This window comes from Acidovorax sp. SRB_24 (assembly GCF_012931925.1).
Genome location: NZ_MWOM01000047.1, coordinates 17,357 through 33,578 on the forward strand (window position 1 = coordinate 17,357; position 16,222 = coordinate 33,578).

At 68.9% G+C, this 16,222-nt stretch carries 15 protein-coding genes; 8 read left to right on the plus strand and 7 right to left on the minus strand.

The window, feature by feature from the left end:
- The first annotated feature begins 86 nt into the window (after nucleotides 1-86).
- The 5 genes from B2J89_RS15065 (at nucleotide 87) to B2J89_RS15085 (ending at nucleotide 4,313) form a co-directional block, all read left to right on the plus strand.
- Nucleotides 87-1,259, plus strand: coding sequence for a PLP-dependent aspartate aminotransferase family protein (locus B2J89_RS15065; protein ID WP_169169885.1), 1,173 nt, complete (start codon nucleotides 87-89; stop codon nucleotides 1,257-1,259).
- 166 nt (nucleotides 1,260-1,425) lie between these two features.
- On the plus strand, nucleotides 1,426-2,991 hold the full coding sequence (locus B2J89_RS15070) for an FAD-dependent oxidoreductase (protein WP_169169886.1): 1,566 nt from the start codon (nucleotides 1,426-1,428) through the stop codon (nucleotides 2,989-2,991).
- Nucleotides 2,988-3,386 carry a DUF488 domain-containing protein gene (locus B2J89_RS15075; RefSeq protein ID WP_169169887.1) on the plus strand — a complete coding sequence of 133 codons (399 nt, stop codon included), beginning with the start codon at nucleotides 2,988-2,990 and terminating at the stop codon, nucleotides 3,384-3,386. Before B2J89_RS15070 ends, B2J89_RS15075 begins: the two co-directional genes overlap by 4 nt.
- Before the next feature lie 43 nt (nucleotides 3,387-3,429).
- Nucleotides 3,430-3,909, plus strand: coding sequence for a carboxymuconolactone decarboxylase family protein (locus B2J89_RS15080; RefSeq protein WP_169169888.1), 480 nt, complete (start codon nucleotides 3,430-3,432; stop codon nucleotides 3,907-3,909).
- Nucleotides 3,910-3,959: 50 nt separating this feature from the next.
- Nucleotides 3,960-4,313 carry a carboxymuconolactone decarboxylase family protein gene (locus B2J89_RS15085; protein WP_169169889.1) on the plus strand — a complete coding sequence of 118 codons (354 nt, stop codon included), beginning with the start codon at nucleotides 3,960-3,962 and terminating at the stop codon, nucleotides 4,311-4,313.
- Nucleotides 4,314-4,390: 77 nt separating this feature from the next.
- On the opposite strand, the gene B2J89_RS15090 is transcribed toward B2J89_RS15085, so the two are convergent.
- Genes B2J89_RS15090 through B2J89_RS15120 form a run of 7 tightly spaced genes read right to left on the minus strand, consistent with a single transcriptional unit; the run spans nucleotide 4,391 to nucleotide 12,676 of the window.
- A complete protein-coding gene (locus B2J89_RS15090) occupies nucleotides 4,391-5,725 on the minus strand; it encodes a TolC family outer membrane protein (protein ID WP_169169890.1) in 1,335 nt (444 codons plus the stop codon).
- Nucleotides 5,726-5,780: 55 nt separating this feature from the next.
- Nucleotides 5,781-6,122, minus strand: a complete 342-nt coding sequence (locus tag B2J89_RS15095; protein WP_169169891.1) for a rhodanese-like domain-containing protein — start codon at nucleotides 6,120-6,122, stop codon at nucleotides 5,781-5,783.
- 14 nt (nucleotides 6,123-6,136) lie between these two features.
- Nucleotides 6,137-6,850 (minus strand): protein-L-isoaspartate O-methyltransferase, encoded by a 714-nt coding sequence (locus B2J89_RS15100; protein WP_169169892.1) that lies wholly within the window; start codon nucleotides 6,848-6,850, stop codon nucleotides 6,137-6,139.
- A gap of 25 nt (nucleotides 6,851-6,875) precedes the next feature.
- Nucleotides 6,876-10,061 carry an efflux RND transporter permease subunit gene (locus B2J89_RS15105; RefSeq protein WP_169169893.1) on the minus strand — a complete coding sequence of 1,062 codons (3,186 nt, stop codon included), beginning with the start codon at nucleotides 10,059-10,061 and terminating at the stop codon, nucleotides 6,876-6,878.
- 15 nt (nucleotides 10,062-10,076) lie between these two features.
- The gene (locus tag B2J89_RS15110; protein ID WP_169169894.1) at nucleotides 10,077-11,243 is read right to left on the minus strand and encodes an efflux RND transporter periplasmic adaptor subunit; all 1,167 of its coding nucleotides are present in this window, start codon (nucleotides 11,241-11,243) and stop codon (nucleotides 10,077-10,079) included.
- A 31-nt stretch (nucleotides 11,244-11,274) separates the two neighbouring features.
- A complete protein-coding gene (locus tag B2J89_RS15115) occupies nucleotides 11,275-11,958 on the minus strand; it encodes a TetR/AcrR family transcriptional regulator (protein ID WP_169169895.1) in 684 nt (227 codons plus the stop codon).
- Nucleotides 11,959-12,016: 58 nt separating this feature from the next.
- Complete coding sequence (locus tag B2J89_RS15120) at nucleotides 12,017-12,676, minus strand: hypothetical protein (protein WP_169169898.1); 660 nt, start codon at nucleotides 12,674-12,676, stop codon at nucleotides 12,017-12,019.
- Between the two features lie 195 nt (nucleotides 12,677-12,871).
- Between B2J89_RS15120 and msrA the strand changes: the two genes are divergently transcribed.
- The 3 genes from msrA to B2J89_RS15135 all read left to right on the plus strand — a co-directional run bounded on the left by msrA (nucleotide 12,872) and on the right by B2J89_RS15135 (nucleotide 16,103).
- Nucleotides 12,872-13,411 (plus strand): peptide-methionine (S)-S-oxide reductase MsrA, encoded by a 540-nt coding sequence (msrA, locus tag B2J89_RS15125; protein ID WP_169169896.1) that lies wholly within the window; start codon nucleotides 12,872-12,874, stop codon nucleotides 13,409-13,411.
- A gap of 21 nt (nucleotides 13,412-13,432) precedes the next feature.
- Nucleotides 13,433-13,828, plus strand: a complete 396-nt coding sequence (locus B2J89_RS15130) for a hypothetical protein (protein ID WP_240965043.1) — start codon at nucleotides 13,433-13,435, stop codon at nucleotides 13,826-13,828.
- Nucleotides 13,829-13,997: 169 nt separating this feature from the next.
- On the plus strand, nucleotides 13,998-16,103 hold the full coding sequence (locus B2J89_RS15135) for a TonB-dependent receptor (RefSeq protein ID WP_169169897.1): 2,106 nt from the start codon (nucleotides 13,998-14,000) through the stop codon (nucleotides 16,101-16,103).
- The last annotated feature ends 119 nt before the right edge of the window (nucleotides 16,104-16,222 follow it).

The following is a 16,222-nucleotide window of genomic DNA, read 5'->3' on the forward strand; positions in this document are numbered from 1 at the left end:
CTATAAACGCTTGCCAGGAAAGCGTTGGGTGCTATCAATTAAGTAGTTATGGCGCCCGCAGCCAGCGCCCCACCAGGAGTTCTGCCATGACCCACCTGCGCACGCGCGCCGTCCACGCCGGCCAGCACCCCGACCCCCACAGCGGGGCCATCACCACGCCCATCACGCAAAGCACGGCGTTCGACTACGGCACGTTGGCGCAGGGCGCCGCGCTGTTTGCGGGGACGGCCGAGGGCTACCGCTACAGCCGCTTCGGCAACCCCACGGTGGCGGCGCTGGAGGCCAAGGTGGCCGACCTCGAAGGGGCGCCCGCGGCGGTGGCGTTCGCCAGCGGCACCGCGGCCACGTCGGCGGTGCTGCTGGGCCTGTTGAGCCCGGGCGACGAGATCGCCTTTCTCGGGCCGCTGTATGGCGGCACCGAGGCGCTCTTCCGGTCGATGGGCAAGCGCTGGGGCATCCGCGCGGTCGATGCCACCCAGCAGGGCCTGGCCGCCAGCCTCACCCCGGCCACGCGCCTGGTGTGGGTCGAAACGCTGACCAACCCCGACCTGCGCCTGCACGACCTGGCCGAGGTGGTGGCCCTGGCGCGCGCACGCGGCCTGACCACGGTGGCCGACAACACCTTTTGCACGCCCTGCCTGCTGCGCCCGCTCGAACTCGGCATCGACCTGGTGCTGCACTCCATGACCAAGTACCTGGGCGGCCACGGCGACGCCACGGGCGGCGTGGTCGCGGGGGCAGGCCCGCTGGTCGCCGCCGTGCGCAAGACCGGCCTGGCGCACGTGGGCGGCAACCTCGCGCCACAGGAGGCTTTCCTGTTCCTGCGCGGCATCAAGACGCTGCCGCTGCGCATGGCGGCGCACTGCGCGGGGGCGGCCGCAGTGGCCGATTTTCTGGCGGCGCACCCGACCGTGCGCGCCGTGCACTACCCCGGCCTGCCCACCCACCCGCAGCATGCGCTGGCGCAGCGCCTGCTGCAGGGCGGGTTTGGCGGCATGGTGGGCTTCGAGCTGGCGCGCAACGAGCGCGCGGCGGCCGCCGCCGTGCTCGACGCGCTGCAGCTGTTTGCGCAGGCCGTGTCCTTGGGCGATGTGGACAGCCTGGCCTGCCACCCCGCGTCGACCACGCACAGCGCGCTCGGTGCCGAGCTGCGCGCGGCCCATGGCATCAGCGAGGGCTTCATCCGCCTGAGCGTGGGCATCGAGCACCCCGACGACCTGATCGCCGACCTGGCGCGCGCGCTGCAGCATGCCGTTTGAGACCTGCGGTAAATGTTCCTGTTGCGTGACACTTTGGCGCGGCCGGCGTAGGCTGTAGCCCTGTGCGGGTGGTGCGTGCGGTGCCGGCGCCCCCCTTTGCGCGTGGAGTGCTGTGCGGCAGGACCGCCGGCAGGGTGCGGCGCCGCGTCTCTCACAGGAGCGTGCCATGAGTGATACCGACCCCCCCTTGCCGGGCGACGACTTCGCCCAGGGCGTTGCCCTGGAGCGCATTCCGCCCAACGACAGGCTGCTGGGACATGCCCACGGGGAGGCCGTGCTCCTGGTGCGCCGGGGTGATGAAGTGTTTGCCGTGGGCGCCACGTGCACGCACTATGGCGGGCCTTTGGCCGAGGGCCTGCTGGTGGGCGAGACGGTGCGCTGCCCGTGGCACCACGCGGCCTTCAGCCTGCGCACAGGCGAGGCGCTGCGCGCGCCAGCGCTGGACGGCATCGCGTGCTGGCCGGTGGAGCTGCGCGAGGGCAAGGCCTATGTGACCGGCAAGCGCCTGCCCGCGCCCACGCGCCAGCTGCCCGCCCATCGGGGTCTGCCCCCGTCCATCGTGATCGTCGGCGGTGGCGCGGCCGGCCACGCGGCCGCCGAAACGCTGCGCAGCGAAGGCTATGCCGGCCCTGTCACGCTGCTCAGCGCCGACGCGGCGCTGCCCTGCGATCGGCCCAATCTGTCCAAGAATTACCTTGCCGGCACGGCGCCGGCCGAGTGGCTGCCACTGCGCTCGGCCGGCTTCTACCGGGAGCACGACATCGACCTGCGCCTGGGCACGCGCGTGGCGCGCATCGACGTGGCGCAGCGCCATTTGCTGCTCGGCGATGGCAGCCGGGTGGCGTATGGCGCGCTGCTGCTGGCGACCGGTGCCGAGCCGGTGCGGCTGTCCATTCCCGGCGCCGAGCTGCCGCATGTCCACTGCCTGCGCACGCAGGCCGACGGCGAGACGCTGGCCACTGCGGCCCAGAACGCGCAGCGCGCCGTGGTGATTGGTGCCAGCTTCATCGGCCTGGAGGTGGCCGCGTCGCTGCGCGCGCGCAACATAGAAGTGCACGTAGTGGGGCGCGAAACCTGTTTGATGGAGAAGGTGCTGGGGCCGCAGGTGGGCCGCTACCTGCAGGCCCTGCACGAGCAGCACGGTGTGGTGTTCCATCTGGGCTCCGAGCCGGCGCGCATCGGTGCGAATGAAGTGCTCTTGGGCAACGGCGATAAGCTGGCCGCCGACCTGGTGGTGGTCGGCATTGGCGTACGCCCGGCACTGGATCTGGCCGAGCAGGCGGGCCTTGCCGTCGACCACGGTGTGCTGGTCGATGACTATTTGCAGACCAGCGTGCGGGGCATTTTTGCCGCGGGCGACATCGTGCGCTGGCCCGACGCCCTGAGCGGCGAGCGCATCCGCGTCGAGCACTGGGTGGTGGCCGGGCGCCAGGGCCAGACCGCCGCGCGCAACCTGCTGGGGCGGCGCGAGCGCTACGACGCCGTGCCGTTTTTCTGGACCGAGCAATACGACTTTGGCCTGGCCTATGTGGGCCACGCCGAGCGTTTTGACGAAGCCGCCATCGACGGCGACCTGGACGCGCGGGACTGCACCGTCACCTACCGGCGCGGCGGTCGCACCCTGGCGGTGGCCACGGTCCACCGCGACCTGGCGGGCCTGCGCGCCGAGGTGGCGCTCGAACGCACCCTGGCGGCCCACCACGCTGCGGCGGCCGAAAAGGCGCTGCCATGAGTGCCCGTATTCCCGCCAGCCATGTACGGATCAAGCGCGCCTACGAGCCGCCGGCGCCCGAAGACGGCATGCGCATCCTGATCGACCGGCTGTGGCCGCGCGGCGTCAAGAAAGAGGCCCTGGCGCTGGACCAGTGGAGCAAGGAGCTGGCCCCGAGCACCGAGCTGCGCCAGTGGTTTGGCCACGACCCGGCGCGCTGGGCGGAGTTCCAGCGGCGCTACACCGCCGAGTTGCAGCCCCACGCCGGGCAGGTCGACGCCCTGCGCACGCTGGCGCGCAAAGGGCCGCTGACGCTGGTGTACGGCGCGCACGACGAGGCGCACAACAACGCGGTGGTGGTGCGGGCGCTGCTGCTGGCGCCGTCCAGTGGCCCATCGCGCGCGCCGCCGCCCTGAGCGGGAAGGGCGCCACGCCGCAGACAGTTTTCAGGAGATCCCGATGAAACAACGAATCAACTACCAAAAAGCCGCGCCCGGTGCCTTCCAAGCCATGCTCGGATTGGAGAAATATGTGCGCCAGTCGGGGCTGGAGCCGGCACTACTGGAGCTGGTGAAGACGCGCGTCTCGCAGATCAACGGCTGTGCGTATTGCCTGGATATGCACACCCAGGACGCGCGCGCCGCCGGCGAGACGGAGCAGCGCCTGTACCTGCTGGCGGCATGGCGCGAAACGGGCTTGTATTCGGAACGCGAGCGCGCTGCGCTGGCTTGGGCCGAGGCCGTGACGCAGCTGGCCGGACACGGCGTTCCGGATGCCGTATACGACGAAGTGCGCAGCCAGTTTGAGGAAAAAGCCCTGGTGGACCTGACGCTCGCCATCGTTGCCATCAACGGCTGGAACCGGCTGGCCGTGCCGTTTGGCGTGCAGGCCGGAAGCTACCGGCCGCGTGGCGAGCACGCCAGCGGTGCACGGCATTGAGCCGCTGGGTGCGCGACCGTTCCGTTTTTCCCCCTGCAAGGAGTCTTCCAATGGACGAACCTCTCTATCCCCATGCCGGCGCGGAAGTGGCGCGCAAGCGCCGCGAGTTGGCGCCCCAGCCGCTCGCCGCCTTCCAGGCCTTCAGCGCCAGCGTGTTCGCCGACGGCGCGCTGCCGGGCAAGGCCAAGCAGTTGATTGCCGTGGCGGTGGCCCATGTCACCCAGTGCCCGTACTGCATTCGCGGCCACACGCAGGCGGCGCTGAAGGCGGGCGCCACCGAGCAGGAAATCATGGAAGCGATCTGGGTGGCTGCCGAAATGCGCGCTGGTGCGGCCTATGCCCACTCGGCGTTGGCCATCGATACGTTGCTGCATGCCCACCCGCAGCCTGCGCCCGCCGGCTGAGCGGCACCACGGCCAGTGCACAGCAAAAGGGCCACGCGCTATTGATTCAATAGCTTGTGGGGCATGCTGGGTAAGCGTTACGGCGTGTTTTTGACCAAAAGTGCCTCGATGGCCTGCAGGTCGCCTTCCTGCAAGATGCCGGCCGACTGGCGCAGCTTGAGCGTGCCCAGCAGCACGTTGTAGCGCGCCTGCGCCAGGTCGCGCTTGGTCTGGTAGAGCTGGCTTTGCGCGTTGAGCACGTCGATGTTGATGCGCACGCCGACCTGGTAGCCCAGCTTGTTGGCGTCCAGCGCGCTTTGGCTGGACTGTTCGGCCGCTTCCAGCGCTTTGACCTGGCTCTCGCCCGACTGCACACCGAAGAACGCGGCGCGGGTGTTCTGCGCGACGGTGCGGCGCAGGTCTTCCAGATCGGCGCGGGCCTTTTCTTCGAGCGCCAGCGTTTCCTTGACGCGGTTTTGCACTGCAAAGCCGGCAAACAGCGGAAGGTTCAGCGCAACGCCAACGCTGGTGCTGTTGGTTCGGCTGTTGACGCCGGGCAGGGTGAGCGTGCCATTGGGCGTGCGCTGCACGTTATAGCCGGCCTGCAGGTCCACGGTGGGCAGGTGGCCGGTTTCGGCTTTCTTCGTTTCGAGGCGCGCGACGTCGAGCGCAATGGCGGCCTGGCGCACCAGCGGCTGGGCGTCCACTGCCTGCTGCACCCAGGTGCCCACGTCGCTGGGCTGCAGAGCAGGCAGGGGCAGCGGCTGTGCCAGGGGCAGCGGCGCGGTGCCGCTCTGGCCTACCAGTTGGTCGAGAGCGAGCTTCTTCACGCGCAGGTCGTTCTCGGCCGCGATTTCCTGGGCGATGACGAGGTCATAGCGCGCCTGGGCCTCGCGCGTGTCGGTGATGGTCGACGTGCCCACCTCGAAGTTGCGCTTGGCGGCGGCCAACTGTTCGGACACGGCGGCCTTTTGCGCCTGCACGAACGTGAGCGTGTCTTGCGCCGCCAGCACATCGAAGTAGCCCTGGCTCACGCGCACCAGCAGGTCTTGCGTGACGGCGTCGAGCTGCGCCTGCGCCACGTCGATGCCGCGCAGGCCCTGCTGCAGTGTGATGCGGTTGGCGGGCCGGTACAGCGGCTGCGTGGCGTTGATGCCGGCATTCTGCGTGGTCATCCCCAAGCTCATGGCGCGCGGATTGATCTCGGTCTGGGCGCGCGTCACACCGGCGGACAGTGCGGCACTGGGCAGCAGGCCGGCGCGCGCCTGCGCGGCGCGGCTCACCGACGCATCGAGCTGCGCCTTGGCCGACTGCCACGGCGCGTCGTAGCCGCGCGCCGACTCCAGCAGCTGCAGGAGGCTTTGGGCCTGGGCGGGGGCAGCAAGAGCAGCGCCCAGCGCCAGGGTCAGTGGAAGGTGCCGGAGCAGGTGCATGGAGGTGTCCTTGGGGGGAAAGCTGCGCAAAGGGAAGGCAAGAAAAGGATGCGGCTCAGTACAGCGGAACCGAGGGATCGAGCTCGCGCGACCACGCGTCGATGCCGCCGGTGATGTTGGCCACCCGGTCAAAACCGTTGTGTTCCAGAAACGCCGCCACGCGCAGGCTGCGCGCGCCGTGGTGGCACAGACAGGCGACCGGGCGCTGCGGGTCGAGCGTGGCGAGCTGCTGGGCAATGCTGCCCATGGGAATGGCGAGGACCTCCAGGCCGGCGCAGCGCACGCTGGCGGTTTGCAGCTCCCAGGGCTCGCGCACATCGAGCAGCAGGGGCAGCGTGTCGGGCTCGGCATCGGCCAGCCAGTCTTGCAGCTGGGTCGGGCGGATATGGGCAATCATGGGTGCTGCCTGTCTCAGAACTTGAAGCTCGAGGGCTCGGGGAAATGCACCAGGCGCGCTGCGTTGGTGTCCCAGGGCCGCGTGGTTTCAAAGCGCTCGCCGCTGCGGCGCACGAAGGTGGCGCGCATCACGGGCTCTTGCCCGACGATCGCGGCCAGGCGGCCGCCGTCGCGCAGCAGGGCCAGCAGTTCGGGCGGCACGGCAGCCACCGAGCCGCTGAGCACGATCACGTCGAAGGGACCGTCAGGCACGGCGTCGCGCGCACCGTCGCCCAGGCGCACAGCGGCATTGGCGATGCCGGCGCGCTGCAGGTTCTCGCGTGCCATGTCGGCCAGCTCGGGCACGATTTCGAGCGATACGACCTGGTCGGCGCAGTGCGCCAGCAGCGCGGCCATGAAGCCCGAGCCAGCGCCGATCTCGAGCACGCGCTCATGTTTTTGCACCTTCAGGTCGTTCAGCAGGCGCGCCTCGACCTTGGGCGAGAGCATGCATTGGCCGCCGCGCAGCGCCTCTTCGGGTTCGCCACGCAGCGGGATTTCCATGTCCATGAAGGCCAAGCTGCGGTAGGCCGCGGGCACGAAGTCTTCGCGGCGCACATGGGCCAGCAGCGAAAGCACGTCGGCGTCGTACACATTCCAGGGCCGGATCTGCTGCTCGATCATGTTGTAGCGGGCCTGCGAGATGGGATCGTGGGGGTACAAAAACGACGAGTTCAGGGGCAAGGTCATGGGAAATCTCCGGAAAGCGGGCGGGTCAGGACAAACCCTTGATTCTAGGATGGGCCGCGCCGCCCAGGCGGCGGCGCGCCCAGCGCGCCAGGTCGTCCATGTAGCAGTACACGACGGGCACGACCACGAGCGTGAGCAGCGACGACGTAATGACGCCGCCAATCACGGCCTGGCCCATGGGAGCGCGCTGCTCCGAACCTTCGCTGAGTGCAAAGGCCAGCGGCACCATGCCAAAGATCATTGCCAGCGTGGTCATGAGGATGGGCCGCAGGCGCACGCGCGCGGCCAGCAGCAGGGCTTCGTTGCGCGCCAGGCCCGCCACCGGCTGCCCATCGTCGCCCACGTGGTCCGCGCGCGCGCGGATGGCAAAGTCGACCAGCAAGATGGCGTTCTTGGTGACCAGGCCCATGAGCATGACCACGCCGATGACCGAGAACATGGACAGCGCCGAGCCGAACATCAGGAGTGCCAGCACCACGCCAATCAGCGTCAGCGGCAGCGCCGTCATCAGCGCCAGGGGCTGCAGGAAGCTCTTGAACTGGCTCGCCAGGATCATGTAGATGAACACGATGGCCAGCACCAGGGCCGAGAGGGCGTAGCCGAAGGCCTCGGCCATGTTCTTGGTCGAGCCGCCGAACTGGTAGCGGTAGCCGGGCGGGAAGGCCACGGTGTCGAGCGCTTTTTTGATGTCGTTCGAGATGTCGCCCGTGGACCGGTGGTAGGCATTGGCGTTGATGGCCACCTCGCGCGTGAGGTCGCGCCGGTTGATCTGGTTGGGGCCCGTGGTCTCGCGCACGCTGGCCACCTGGCTCAGCCGCACGATGCGGCTGGCGCCATCGGCCATGGTGAGGGCAAAGGGCAGGCGCTCAAGGTCTTGCGGCGTGCTGCGCACCTCGGGCGCCAGGCGCACGTTCACGTCGTAGGTCTGGTCGTCGGGCGCGCGCCAGTTGCCCACGGTCTGCCCGGCCACGAGGATGCGCAGCGCGTTGGCCATCTGCGCCACCGACAGGCCCAGGTCGGACGCGGCGTCGCGGCGCACCTCGACGGCGACGACGGGCTTGTCGTCCTTGAGGCTCGAGTCGAGGTCGACCAGGCCGGGAATCGCCTGGAGCTTGGCGGTGACCGTGCGGGTCAGGCGCGCGAGCTCCTGCAGGTCGGGGCCCTGCAGCGAGAACTCGATCTGCTTTTGCCCGCCCACGGGGTCGAGCAGGCCGACGTGTGTGACGGTGATGCCCGGGATCTGGCGCAGGCGCTCGCGCAGCACGCCAGACATCTCGTCCACGCTGCGGCTGCGCGCACGGCGGTCGACCAGGCGCACGTAGATGCTGGCGGAGATCTTGCCCTGCGCGCTGCCGGTGTTGAGGGTCGCGAGCGTGTAGCGCACCTCGGGCAGGGCGCGCACCAACGCCTCGACCTGCCGCGCCTTGGCCTCGGTGGCTTCGATCGACGAGCCCACCGGGGTGTAGAAATTGATCGTGGTTTCGGAAAAATCGGCCTTGGGCACGAATTCGGTGCCCAGCAGCGGCACCATGAAGACGCTGCTCACGAAGATCGCCAGTGCCACGGCCAGCGTGGTGAGCTTGTGCGCCAGCGCCCAGCGCAGGATGCGCTGGTAGCCCTCGGCCAGCGATTCGGTGGTGCGGTCGAACCAGCCCGTGACGCGGCCCATGGTCTTGTCGTAGAACGTGGCGGGCCGCGCCGCCTGCCCGTGCTGGTGGATGCTCGGGTCGTGCCAGATGCTCGAGAGCATGGGGTCGAGCGTGAAGCTGACGAACATCGAGATCAGCACCGCAGCGACGATGGTGATGCCGAACTCGTGGAAGAACTTGCCGATGATGCCGCCCATGAAACCGATGGGCAGGAACACCGCCACGATGGACAGCGTGGTCGCCAGCACCGCCAGGCCGATTTCTTGCGTGCCCTCCATGGCCGCCTGGTAGTTGCCTTTGCCCATCTGCACATGGCGCACGATGTTCTCGCGCACCACGATGGCGTCGTCGATCAACAGACCCACGCAGAGCGACAGCGCCATCAGCGTGATCATGTTGATCGTGAAGCCGAACAGGTTCATGAACAGGAACGTGCCGATGATGGAGATCGGTAGCGTCAGCCCCGTGATGACCGTGGAGCGCCACGAGTTCAGGAACAGGAACACAATCAGCACCGTGAGCAGCGCGCCTTCGATCAACGTCTGGCGCACGTTTTCCACCGCCACGCGGATCGGGCGGGCGCTGTCGCCGATGGCCTCCAGACGCACGCCCGAGGGCAGTTCGGCGCGCAGCGCGGCCACGGCTTGGTTCAGGCCATCGACCACCTCGATGGTGTTCTCGCCCTGCGCCTTCTGCACCGACAGCAGCAGCGTGCGCTGGCCGTTGTAGAGCGCCAGGCTCTCGACCTCTTGCGCGCCGTCCTGCACGCGCGCCAGTTGCTCGACGCGCACGGGCGCGCCGTTCTTGCGCGCCACGATGATGCGGCCGAAGTCGTCCGGGCGCCGCAGGCGCGCGTCGATCTGCACCACGCGTTCCTGCGCCAGCGAGCGGATGGCGCCCAGAGGCAGGTCCTGGTTTTCGTTGCGCACCGCCTGCGCCACCTGGTCGGGCGTGATGCCGAACGCTTCCAGCGCCTGCGGGTCGAGGTAGATGTTGATCTCTCGCGCGGTGGCCCCCACCAGGTTCACGGCGCCCACGCCGCGCACGTTCTCGAGGCGTTTCTTGAGCGTCTGCTCGGCCCAGCTGCTGAGCTCGACCGCGCTGCGCTGCGTGCCCGCCGTCCCATCGGGCAGCACGGCCAGCGACCAGACGGCGCGGCTGGCCGGGTCGAAACGCAGCACGCGCGGCTCCTTGACCTCGGTGCGCAGGTTGGGGCGCACGCTGGCCACTTTCTCGCGCACGTCCTCGGCGGCTTTGCGCCCGTCGATGTGCAGCTGGAACTCGATGATGACCAGGGCGCTGCCCTCGTAGCTGCGCGAGGTCAGGGCGTTGATGCCGGCGATCGAGTTGACGGCTTCTTCGATCTTCTTGGTGACCTCGCTCTCTACGATCTCGGGCGAGGCGCCCGGGTAGTCGGCGGCAACGACGACGATGGGGAAATCAATGTCGGGGAACTGGTCGACCTTGAGCCGCTGGTACGAAAACACGCCCAGCACCACGAAGGCGAGCATGACCATGGTGGCGAACACCGGGTTTTTCAGGCTGACTTGGGTAAACCACATGGCGGGGGCGGGCGCTCAGGGGTTGGCGGGCGGTGCGGAACTGGCGGGCGGCAGCCGCAGCGCCGTGCCTTCGGGCAGCGGCCCGACCCGGCCGGCCAGCACCTGGGCACCCTCGGGCAGTCCCTCAACGGCTACGAGGGCCTGGCCATCGGCCTGGCTGCGCGCCCCGGTGCGCACGTTGCGGTGCGCCACGCGGCCGTTGTCGGCCACCTGCACGTAGGGCGCCGGCTTGTCGGTGCGCACGGCGTCCAGCGGCACGGCGAGCAGGTCGGCGGCGCCGGTGTCGAGCGTGCCCTGCACAAACAGGCCCTGGCGCAGCACGGCGTCGACCTGGACGCCTTCCACCGCCAGGTACACCGGCACCGTGCGGCTGCCGGCCTGGGCGCTGGGGTTGATGCGCGCAACCGTGGCGCTGACGGGGCCGCCATGCCCTTCGATCTGCAGGCGGGCCGCCTGGCCCACGCGCACGGCCAGCGCGTCGGCCGGCGCCAGCAGCGCTTCGACCTCCATGGCCGAGAGGTCGACCACCTCTAGGATGCGGGCCTCGACCGCGACGCGTTCGCCGTTCTGCGCCAGACGCTGCGCCACCTGGCCGCTGATGGGGCTGCGCAGCACCGTGTCGGTCAGCGACTTGCGTGCCACCTCGGCCGCGGCCAGCGCCGCCTGGTACGAGGACTGCGCCGCCTGCAGGCTGGCCTGCGATGTGTCGAGCGCGGTGCGGGAAATGAAGCCCTGGTCCACCAGGGCGCGGTTGTTGTCGAACTGGCGCTGGCCGATGTCCACCTGCGCGCGCGCGGCATCGGCCTGCTGCTGCGCCTGGCGCAGGCGCGCTTGCATCTCGACCGCTTCGATGCGCGCCACCTCCTGGCCCGCACGCACGCTGTCGCCCTCGCGCAGCGTCAGGCCCTGCAACTCGCCTGCCACGCGCGCCTTGATGGTGGCCGACTGCACGGCGCGCAGCGTGCCCGACACGGGCACGCCCAGCACCAGGTTTTGCCGGCGCACGGTCCAGATTTCGCCCGGCGCAATCTCCATCGCGACGGCGGCTGCGGGCGCGGATGCCACCGCCAAGGACCTTTGCTGCGCCTGGCGCGCCAGCACCGCGCGCAGCACGCCTGCGCCGACGAGGCACACCACAAGGGCTGCGACAAGCCACGGAATCCAACGTTTCTTGGAGGTCATAGACGGCGAAAGGACGAGAGCGATGGAGGGGTCAGCGCGTAGCGATAGGCGTGCCGGCAGGGGCGCAAAGCCCCTGGAGCAGGATGTCGAGCTGGATGTCGAGGAAGCCCTGCGGCGCCGTGCGGAATGCTTCGGGCACGCACGTGGCCATCGTGTGTTTGCACAGCGTGAGGAAAATCAGCGGGGCAAGCACCGCATAGACCGCGCAATCGATATCGCAGGCGCGGAACTCGCCGCACTCCACGCCGCGCTGCAGCATGCGGCGGATCAGTTGCTGGCCGGGGTCGGCCACTTCCTGCTGGTAGAACTGTGCGATCTCGGGAAAGTTGCCCGCCTCGCTGAGCATGAGCTTGGTAATGCCGGAGGCGCGGGTGCTGCCCACGTGCTCCCACCATGAGCTGTAGCAGTAGCGCAGCATGTCGGCCGTGCTGCCCTCGAAGCGCTCGAACTCTTCGTTCCAGAGTTGAAACCGCCCGGCTATGTTCTCACGCACCACGGCCTTGAACAGCTCTTCCTTGCTCGCGAAGTACAGGAAGAGGGTGCCTTTGGAGACGCCGGCGCGCGCGGCGACCTCGTCGACCTTGGTGGCGGCATAGCCCTTTTCGACGAACAGGTCGAGCGCGGCGTCGAGCAGTTCGCCGGGGCGGGCTTCTTTGCGGCGCTCCCGCTTGGGAAGTTCTGCCGCGCTGGGGTGGGGAAGGGAGGGCGAGGACATGTTAATGACTGACTGGTTAGTAAATATAACAAGCCGTCCCCACGAGGTCAATGTGCGGTTATGGCAGGAAAGGCGCGGACAGCAGGCGCAGGCCGATGGAGATCCACTGCGTGTCCGAGCGGCTGCCAAAGCGGTTGCCAAAGGTGGTGTCGACCTGGACATGGCCCGGCACGATCCAGTGCCGCAGGCCCAGCTGGTAATAGGGCCGGCCCTGGTTCTGGCTGAAGGTTTCGGCGATCAGCCAGGTGCGCTCGCTCAGCTGCGTCTCCGAGCCCAGGCCCCAGGTCACGTGGTTGCGCTGCGTGGCGTGTTCGCGCATCCAGCCCAGGTTGGCGTGCAGCACGACGCGGTCGTCCTTGAACGAGAAGCTGGCGGGCACGTAGGCATACCAGTCGCGGCCCTCTGCCGCCAGCGAATGGCGTACCGTGCCCGCGGCCAGGCCAATGCCCCAGCCGTTGGTCTGCAGCGGCTTGAGGACCGTCTTGCCCTGCAGCACGGTGTCGGTGGTGGACGGATTGCCATCGTCGCGCAGGCGGCCGCCGCCCAGCGTCAGCTCTAGGTTGCCGGTGAAATTGCACGCCGGTACGGCCCAGAACTCGGTGCCGCCATGGTTCTTGCGGGCCCAGCTCTCGACCTGGCAGGCCTTGGCATCGACGATGCGGGCGTCGTCGGTGATCATGGGCCGCGCCGCATGCGCGACCGGGGCGCACAGGCCCATCGCCAACCAGGCGGCGGCGGGCGTACAGACCCATGTCCGGCGGCGGGCCGGAAGGTGAACAGGGCGCATGGCAATCTTTCTGCAGCACGGCGCTGCGGTCAAAATTGAGCGGCACTCTACCCCAAGTGCGGTGCCTTGCCGCGGGGACGGAGGCGATAATGGTGCCCCACGACGCGACGGCAGAGAGACTACCCCATGACCTTGCAAACCATCACCCTGGGCGGCGGCTGCTTCTGGTGCACCGACGCAGTCTTTACCCGCGTGCGGGGCATCGCCAGCGTGCAAAGCGGCTACAGCAACGGCCATGTGGCGCAGCCGAGCTACGAGCAGGTCTGCAGCGGCACCACTGGCCACAACGAGGTGGTGCGCCTGGCGTACGACCCCGCCGTGATCAGCGTGCGGGAGATTCTTGAGATCTTTTTTGCCACACACGACCCGACCACGCTCAACCGCCAGGGCAACGACGTGGGGACGCAATACCGCAGCGGCATCTACTATTCGACGCCGGAGCAAAAGCAGGTGGCCGACGAACTGGTGCGCCAACTGACCGAAGACCGGGTGTTTGGCGCGCCTCTCACCACCGAGGTGCTGCCCGAGACCAACTACTGGCCGGCCGAGGGCTACCACCAAGACTATTACGCCAAGAACCCGAGCGCGGGCTATTGCGCCTTCGTGGTCGGCCCCAAGGTCGAGAAATTCCGCAAGACCTTCGCGTGCTTCCTCAAGCCCGACTGAGCGCTCCTGCACCCCGATCTTTTGCCCTCGCTGAAATCCCTCCAGACCGCGCCGGCCAGCAGGCGGCACACCCGCTGGCTGTGGTGCCTGCTGCTGGCCCTGTTGCTGGCGCCCACGCTCGGCCAGATGCACCGTGCGCTGCATGGCGCGCACATGCGGGCTGTGGGTCCGTCGTCCGCCGCCGCTGTGCACGCCGCAGGGGAGCAGCCGACCTCGATTGTGTCGGCCCTGTTCGGTGGCCACAGCCCGGCCGAGTGCCAGCTGCTCGACCAGCTCACGCTGGGCGACTGGCCGCACAGCGCCGCGCCCGCGCCGGCGCACGCCTTGCCTGAGGCCTTGTCCAGCGCAGGCCCGCAGCCGCACCCGCGCGCGCGGCGCATCGCGGCATTCCACGCGCGCGCACCACCGCGTACCTAGCCGCGCGAGGGCACCGGCCGCCTGGCCGGTAACGCCCCACATTCCTTTTTTCATAGCTGCCAGCGTTTGTCCAGCAAGCGTTTGGGCCGCTTTTTATTGATATTCCATGCGCTGCATGGAGTGGCTGGCTGCGTGCGCGCGGCCCGCACAACTCTGTTGAATTGACACCATGAGATTGATCCCGCACCGTTTTTCCCGCCCTGAGCGCCACCTTCCTGTCGCCGCACCGGCGCCGCAGCCGCTGGCATTGGCCGTGGCGCTGATGCTGGCCTCCGCGGGCCACGCCCAGGTGCTAGCAGAGGCCGCCCCGTTGGCAGAAGTGACCGTCTCGGCCAGCGGCCTGCAACTGGGCGCCAGCGAGATGACCACGCCCGTCACCGTGCTCGAAGGCGACGAACTCGTGCGCCGCCGCGAGGCCACGCTGGGCGAAACGCTGGGCAGCGAGCCCGGCATCACCAGCAGCCACTTCGGCGCGGGCGCGAGCCGCCCCATCATCCGCGGCATGGATGGCCCGCGCGTCAAGGTGCTCAGCGATGGCGCCGAGCTGCACGACGCCTCCACCCTCAGCCCCGACCACGCGGTGGTCTCCGAACCGCTGCTGGCCACGCAGATCGAGGTGCTGCGCGGCCCCTCGGCCCTGGTCTACGGCAACGGTGCCGTGGGCGGCGTGGTCAACGTGCTCGACGGCAAGGTGCCCACGGTCATCCCGCAAAAGGGCTATGAGGGCAGTGCCGAGCTGCGCGCCAACAGCGGCGCAGGAGAGGGCGCCGGTGCCTTCTCGCTGACTGGCGGCGCCGGCCACCTGGCCGTGCACGTGGAAGGCGTGGCGCGCGATGCGGGCGACTACCGCGTGGGCAAGGGCTGGGCAGCCGGGGGCGAGCCGGCCCGCAAGGTGCCGGGCAGCTTCAACCGCACCGACACCGGCAGCGTGGGCCTGTCCTGGGTGGGCGAGCAGGGCTACCTGGGCGCGGCCTATACGCGCCATACAGCTCGTTACGGCCTGTCGGGGCACAACCACAGCTTCGAAGGCTGCCACGCGCATGACGACCACCTGCACTGCGGCACGCATGCCGGGGTAGACGACGGCCATGACCATGGCAGCGGAGGCCAGAGCAGCGACCTGCCGGTGGTCGACCTGCGCAGCGAGCGCTTGGACGTCCGCGGCGAGCTGCGCAACCCGTTTGTCGGCTTCTCGGCGCTGCGCCTGCGCGCCGGCGTGACCGACTATGTGCACGACGAAGTCGAAGGGGGGGCCGTCAGCACCACCTTCAAGAACAAGGCCTATGACACGCGCATCGAGCTGCAGCACTCGCCACTGGCCGGTTTCAAGGGCGTGATCGGCCTGCAGGCGTCGCAGCGCAAGTTCAGCGCCGAGGGCGAAGAGGCCTATGTGCAGCCCACTGTCACGCGCAAGACCGGCCTGTTCGTGCTGGAGGAATACCGCCTGGGCGACTGGCGCTTTGAAGGCGCGCTGCGCCACGACTGGCAAACGGCAGAGGCCCAGACCATCGGCATCGAACGCAGCCACAACGGCACATCCGCATCGCTGGGCGCGGTGTGGAAGTTCACACCCGGCTACCAGCTGGGCGCCTCGTTCACGCGCGCCAGCCGCGCCCCATCGGCCGAAGAGCTGTACGCCCGGGGCCTCCACATGGCCACCAGCACGTACGAACGCGGCAATGCCGACCTGCGCACCGAAACTTCGCAGAACATCGACCTGGGCCTGCGCAAAACCGGTGGCGACACCACCTGGGGCGTGAGCGTTTTCCGCAACCGCATCCGCCACTACATCTACGGCCGCACGCTCGACGAGCGCGATGGCCTGCAGCTGCTGCAGTATTCCCAGGCCGACGCGACCTTCACCGGCATCGAAGGCCAGGTGCGCCAGCGCCTCACGCGCAAGCTGGGCATCACGCTGTTTGGCGACACCGTGCGCGCCAAGCGCGAGGGCGGCGGCCTGCTGCCGCGCATTCCGCCCACGCGCGCCGGTGTGCGGCTCGACGCCAACTGGAACGCCTGGGAGGGCCAGGTCGAATGGCTGCAGGTCGCCCGCCAGAACCGCGTGGCCGAGTTCGAATCGGCCACGCCCGGCTACGGCATGCTCCACCTGGGCGTGAATTACCACGGTCAGTTCAGCACCGGGATGCCATGGCAGATCTACTTGAAAGCCCACAACCTGACAGACCGCTTGGCCTACGCCCACACCTCGTTCATCAAGGCCGCGGCGCCGCTGAAGGGGCGCAGTATCACGGTGGGGATGAAGGCGGCGTTTTGAGCGCAGTGCGCCGCTTGCAGATCCGCGGCGTTTGACTCAAAGTGGCGCGGTGGCGTTCCAGAGAGGGCATCGCGATGGACCAGGGGATGGTCGTCATTGGTGCAGGATCGATCGGTCAG

Excerpts from the sequence above, each read along its gene's own strand:
- B2J89_RS15100 (WP_169169892.1), bottom strand. The coding sequence starts at position 6,850 with ATGACCTTGCCCCTGAACTCGTCGTTTTTGTACCCCCACGATCCCATC.
- B2J89_RS15135 (WP_169169897.1), top strand. The coding sequence starts at position 13,998 with ATGAGATTGATCCCGCACCGTTTTTCCCGCCCTGAGCGCCACCTTCCT.
- B2J89_RS15095 (WP_169169891.1), bottom strand. The coding sequence starts at position 6,122 with ATGATTGCCCATATCCGCCCGACCCAGCTGCAAGACTGGCTGGCCGAT.
- msrA (WP_169169896.1), top strand. The coding sequence starts at position 12,872 with ATGACCTTGCAAACCATCACCCTGGGCGGCGGCTGCTTCTGGTGCACC.
- B2J89_RS15120 (WP_169169898.1), bottom strand. The coding sequence starts at position 12,676 with ATGGGCCTGTGCGCCCCGGTCGCGCATGCGGCGCGGCCCATGATCACC.
- B2J89_RS15075 (WP_169169887.1), top strand. The coding sequence starts at position 2,988 with ATGAGTGCCCGTATTCCCGCCAGCCATGTACGGATCAAGCGCGCCTAC.
- B2J89_RS15065 (WP_169169885.1), top strand. The coding sequence starts at position 87 with ATGACCCACCTGCGCACGCGCGCCGTCCACGCCGGCCAGCACCCCGAC.
- B2J89_RS15070 (WP_169169886.1), top strand. The coding sequence starts at position 1,426 with ATGAGTGATACCGACCCCCCCTTGCCGGGCGACGACTTCGCCCAGGGC.
- B2J89_RS15085 (WP_169169889.1), top strand. The coding sequence starts at position 3,960 with ATGGACGAACCTCTCTATCCCCATGCCGGCGCGGAAGTGGCGCGCAAG.
- B2J89_RS15115 (WP_169169895.1), bottom strand. The coding sequence starts at position 11,958 with ATGTCCTCGCCCTCCCTTCCCCACCCCAGCGCGGCAGAACTTCCCAAG.
- B2J89_RS15090 (WP_169169890.1), bottom strand. The coding sequence starts at position 5,725 with ATGCACCTGCTCCGGCACCTTCCACTGACCCTGGCGCTGGGCGCTGCT.
- B2J89_RS15105 (WP_169169893.1), bottom strand. The coding sequence starts at position 10,061 with ATGTGGTTTACCCAAGTCAGCCTGAAAAACCCGGTGTTCGCCACCATG.
- B2J89_RS15110 (WP_169169894.1), bottom strand. The coding sequence starts at position 11,243 with ATGACCTCCAAGAAACGTTGGATTCCGTGGCTTGTCGCAGCCCTTGTG.
- B2J89_RS15080 (WP_169169888.1), top strand. The coding sequence starts at position 3,430 with ATGAAACAACGAATCAACTACCAAAAAGCCGCGCCCGGTGCCTTCCAA.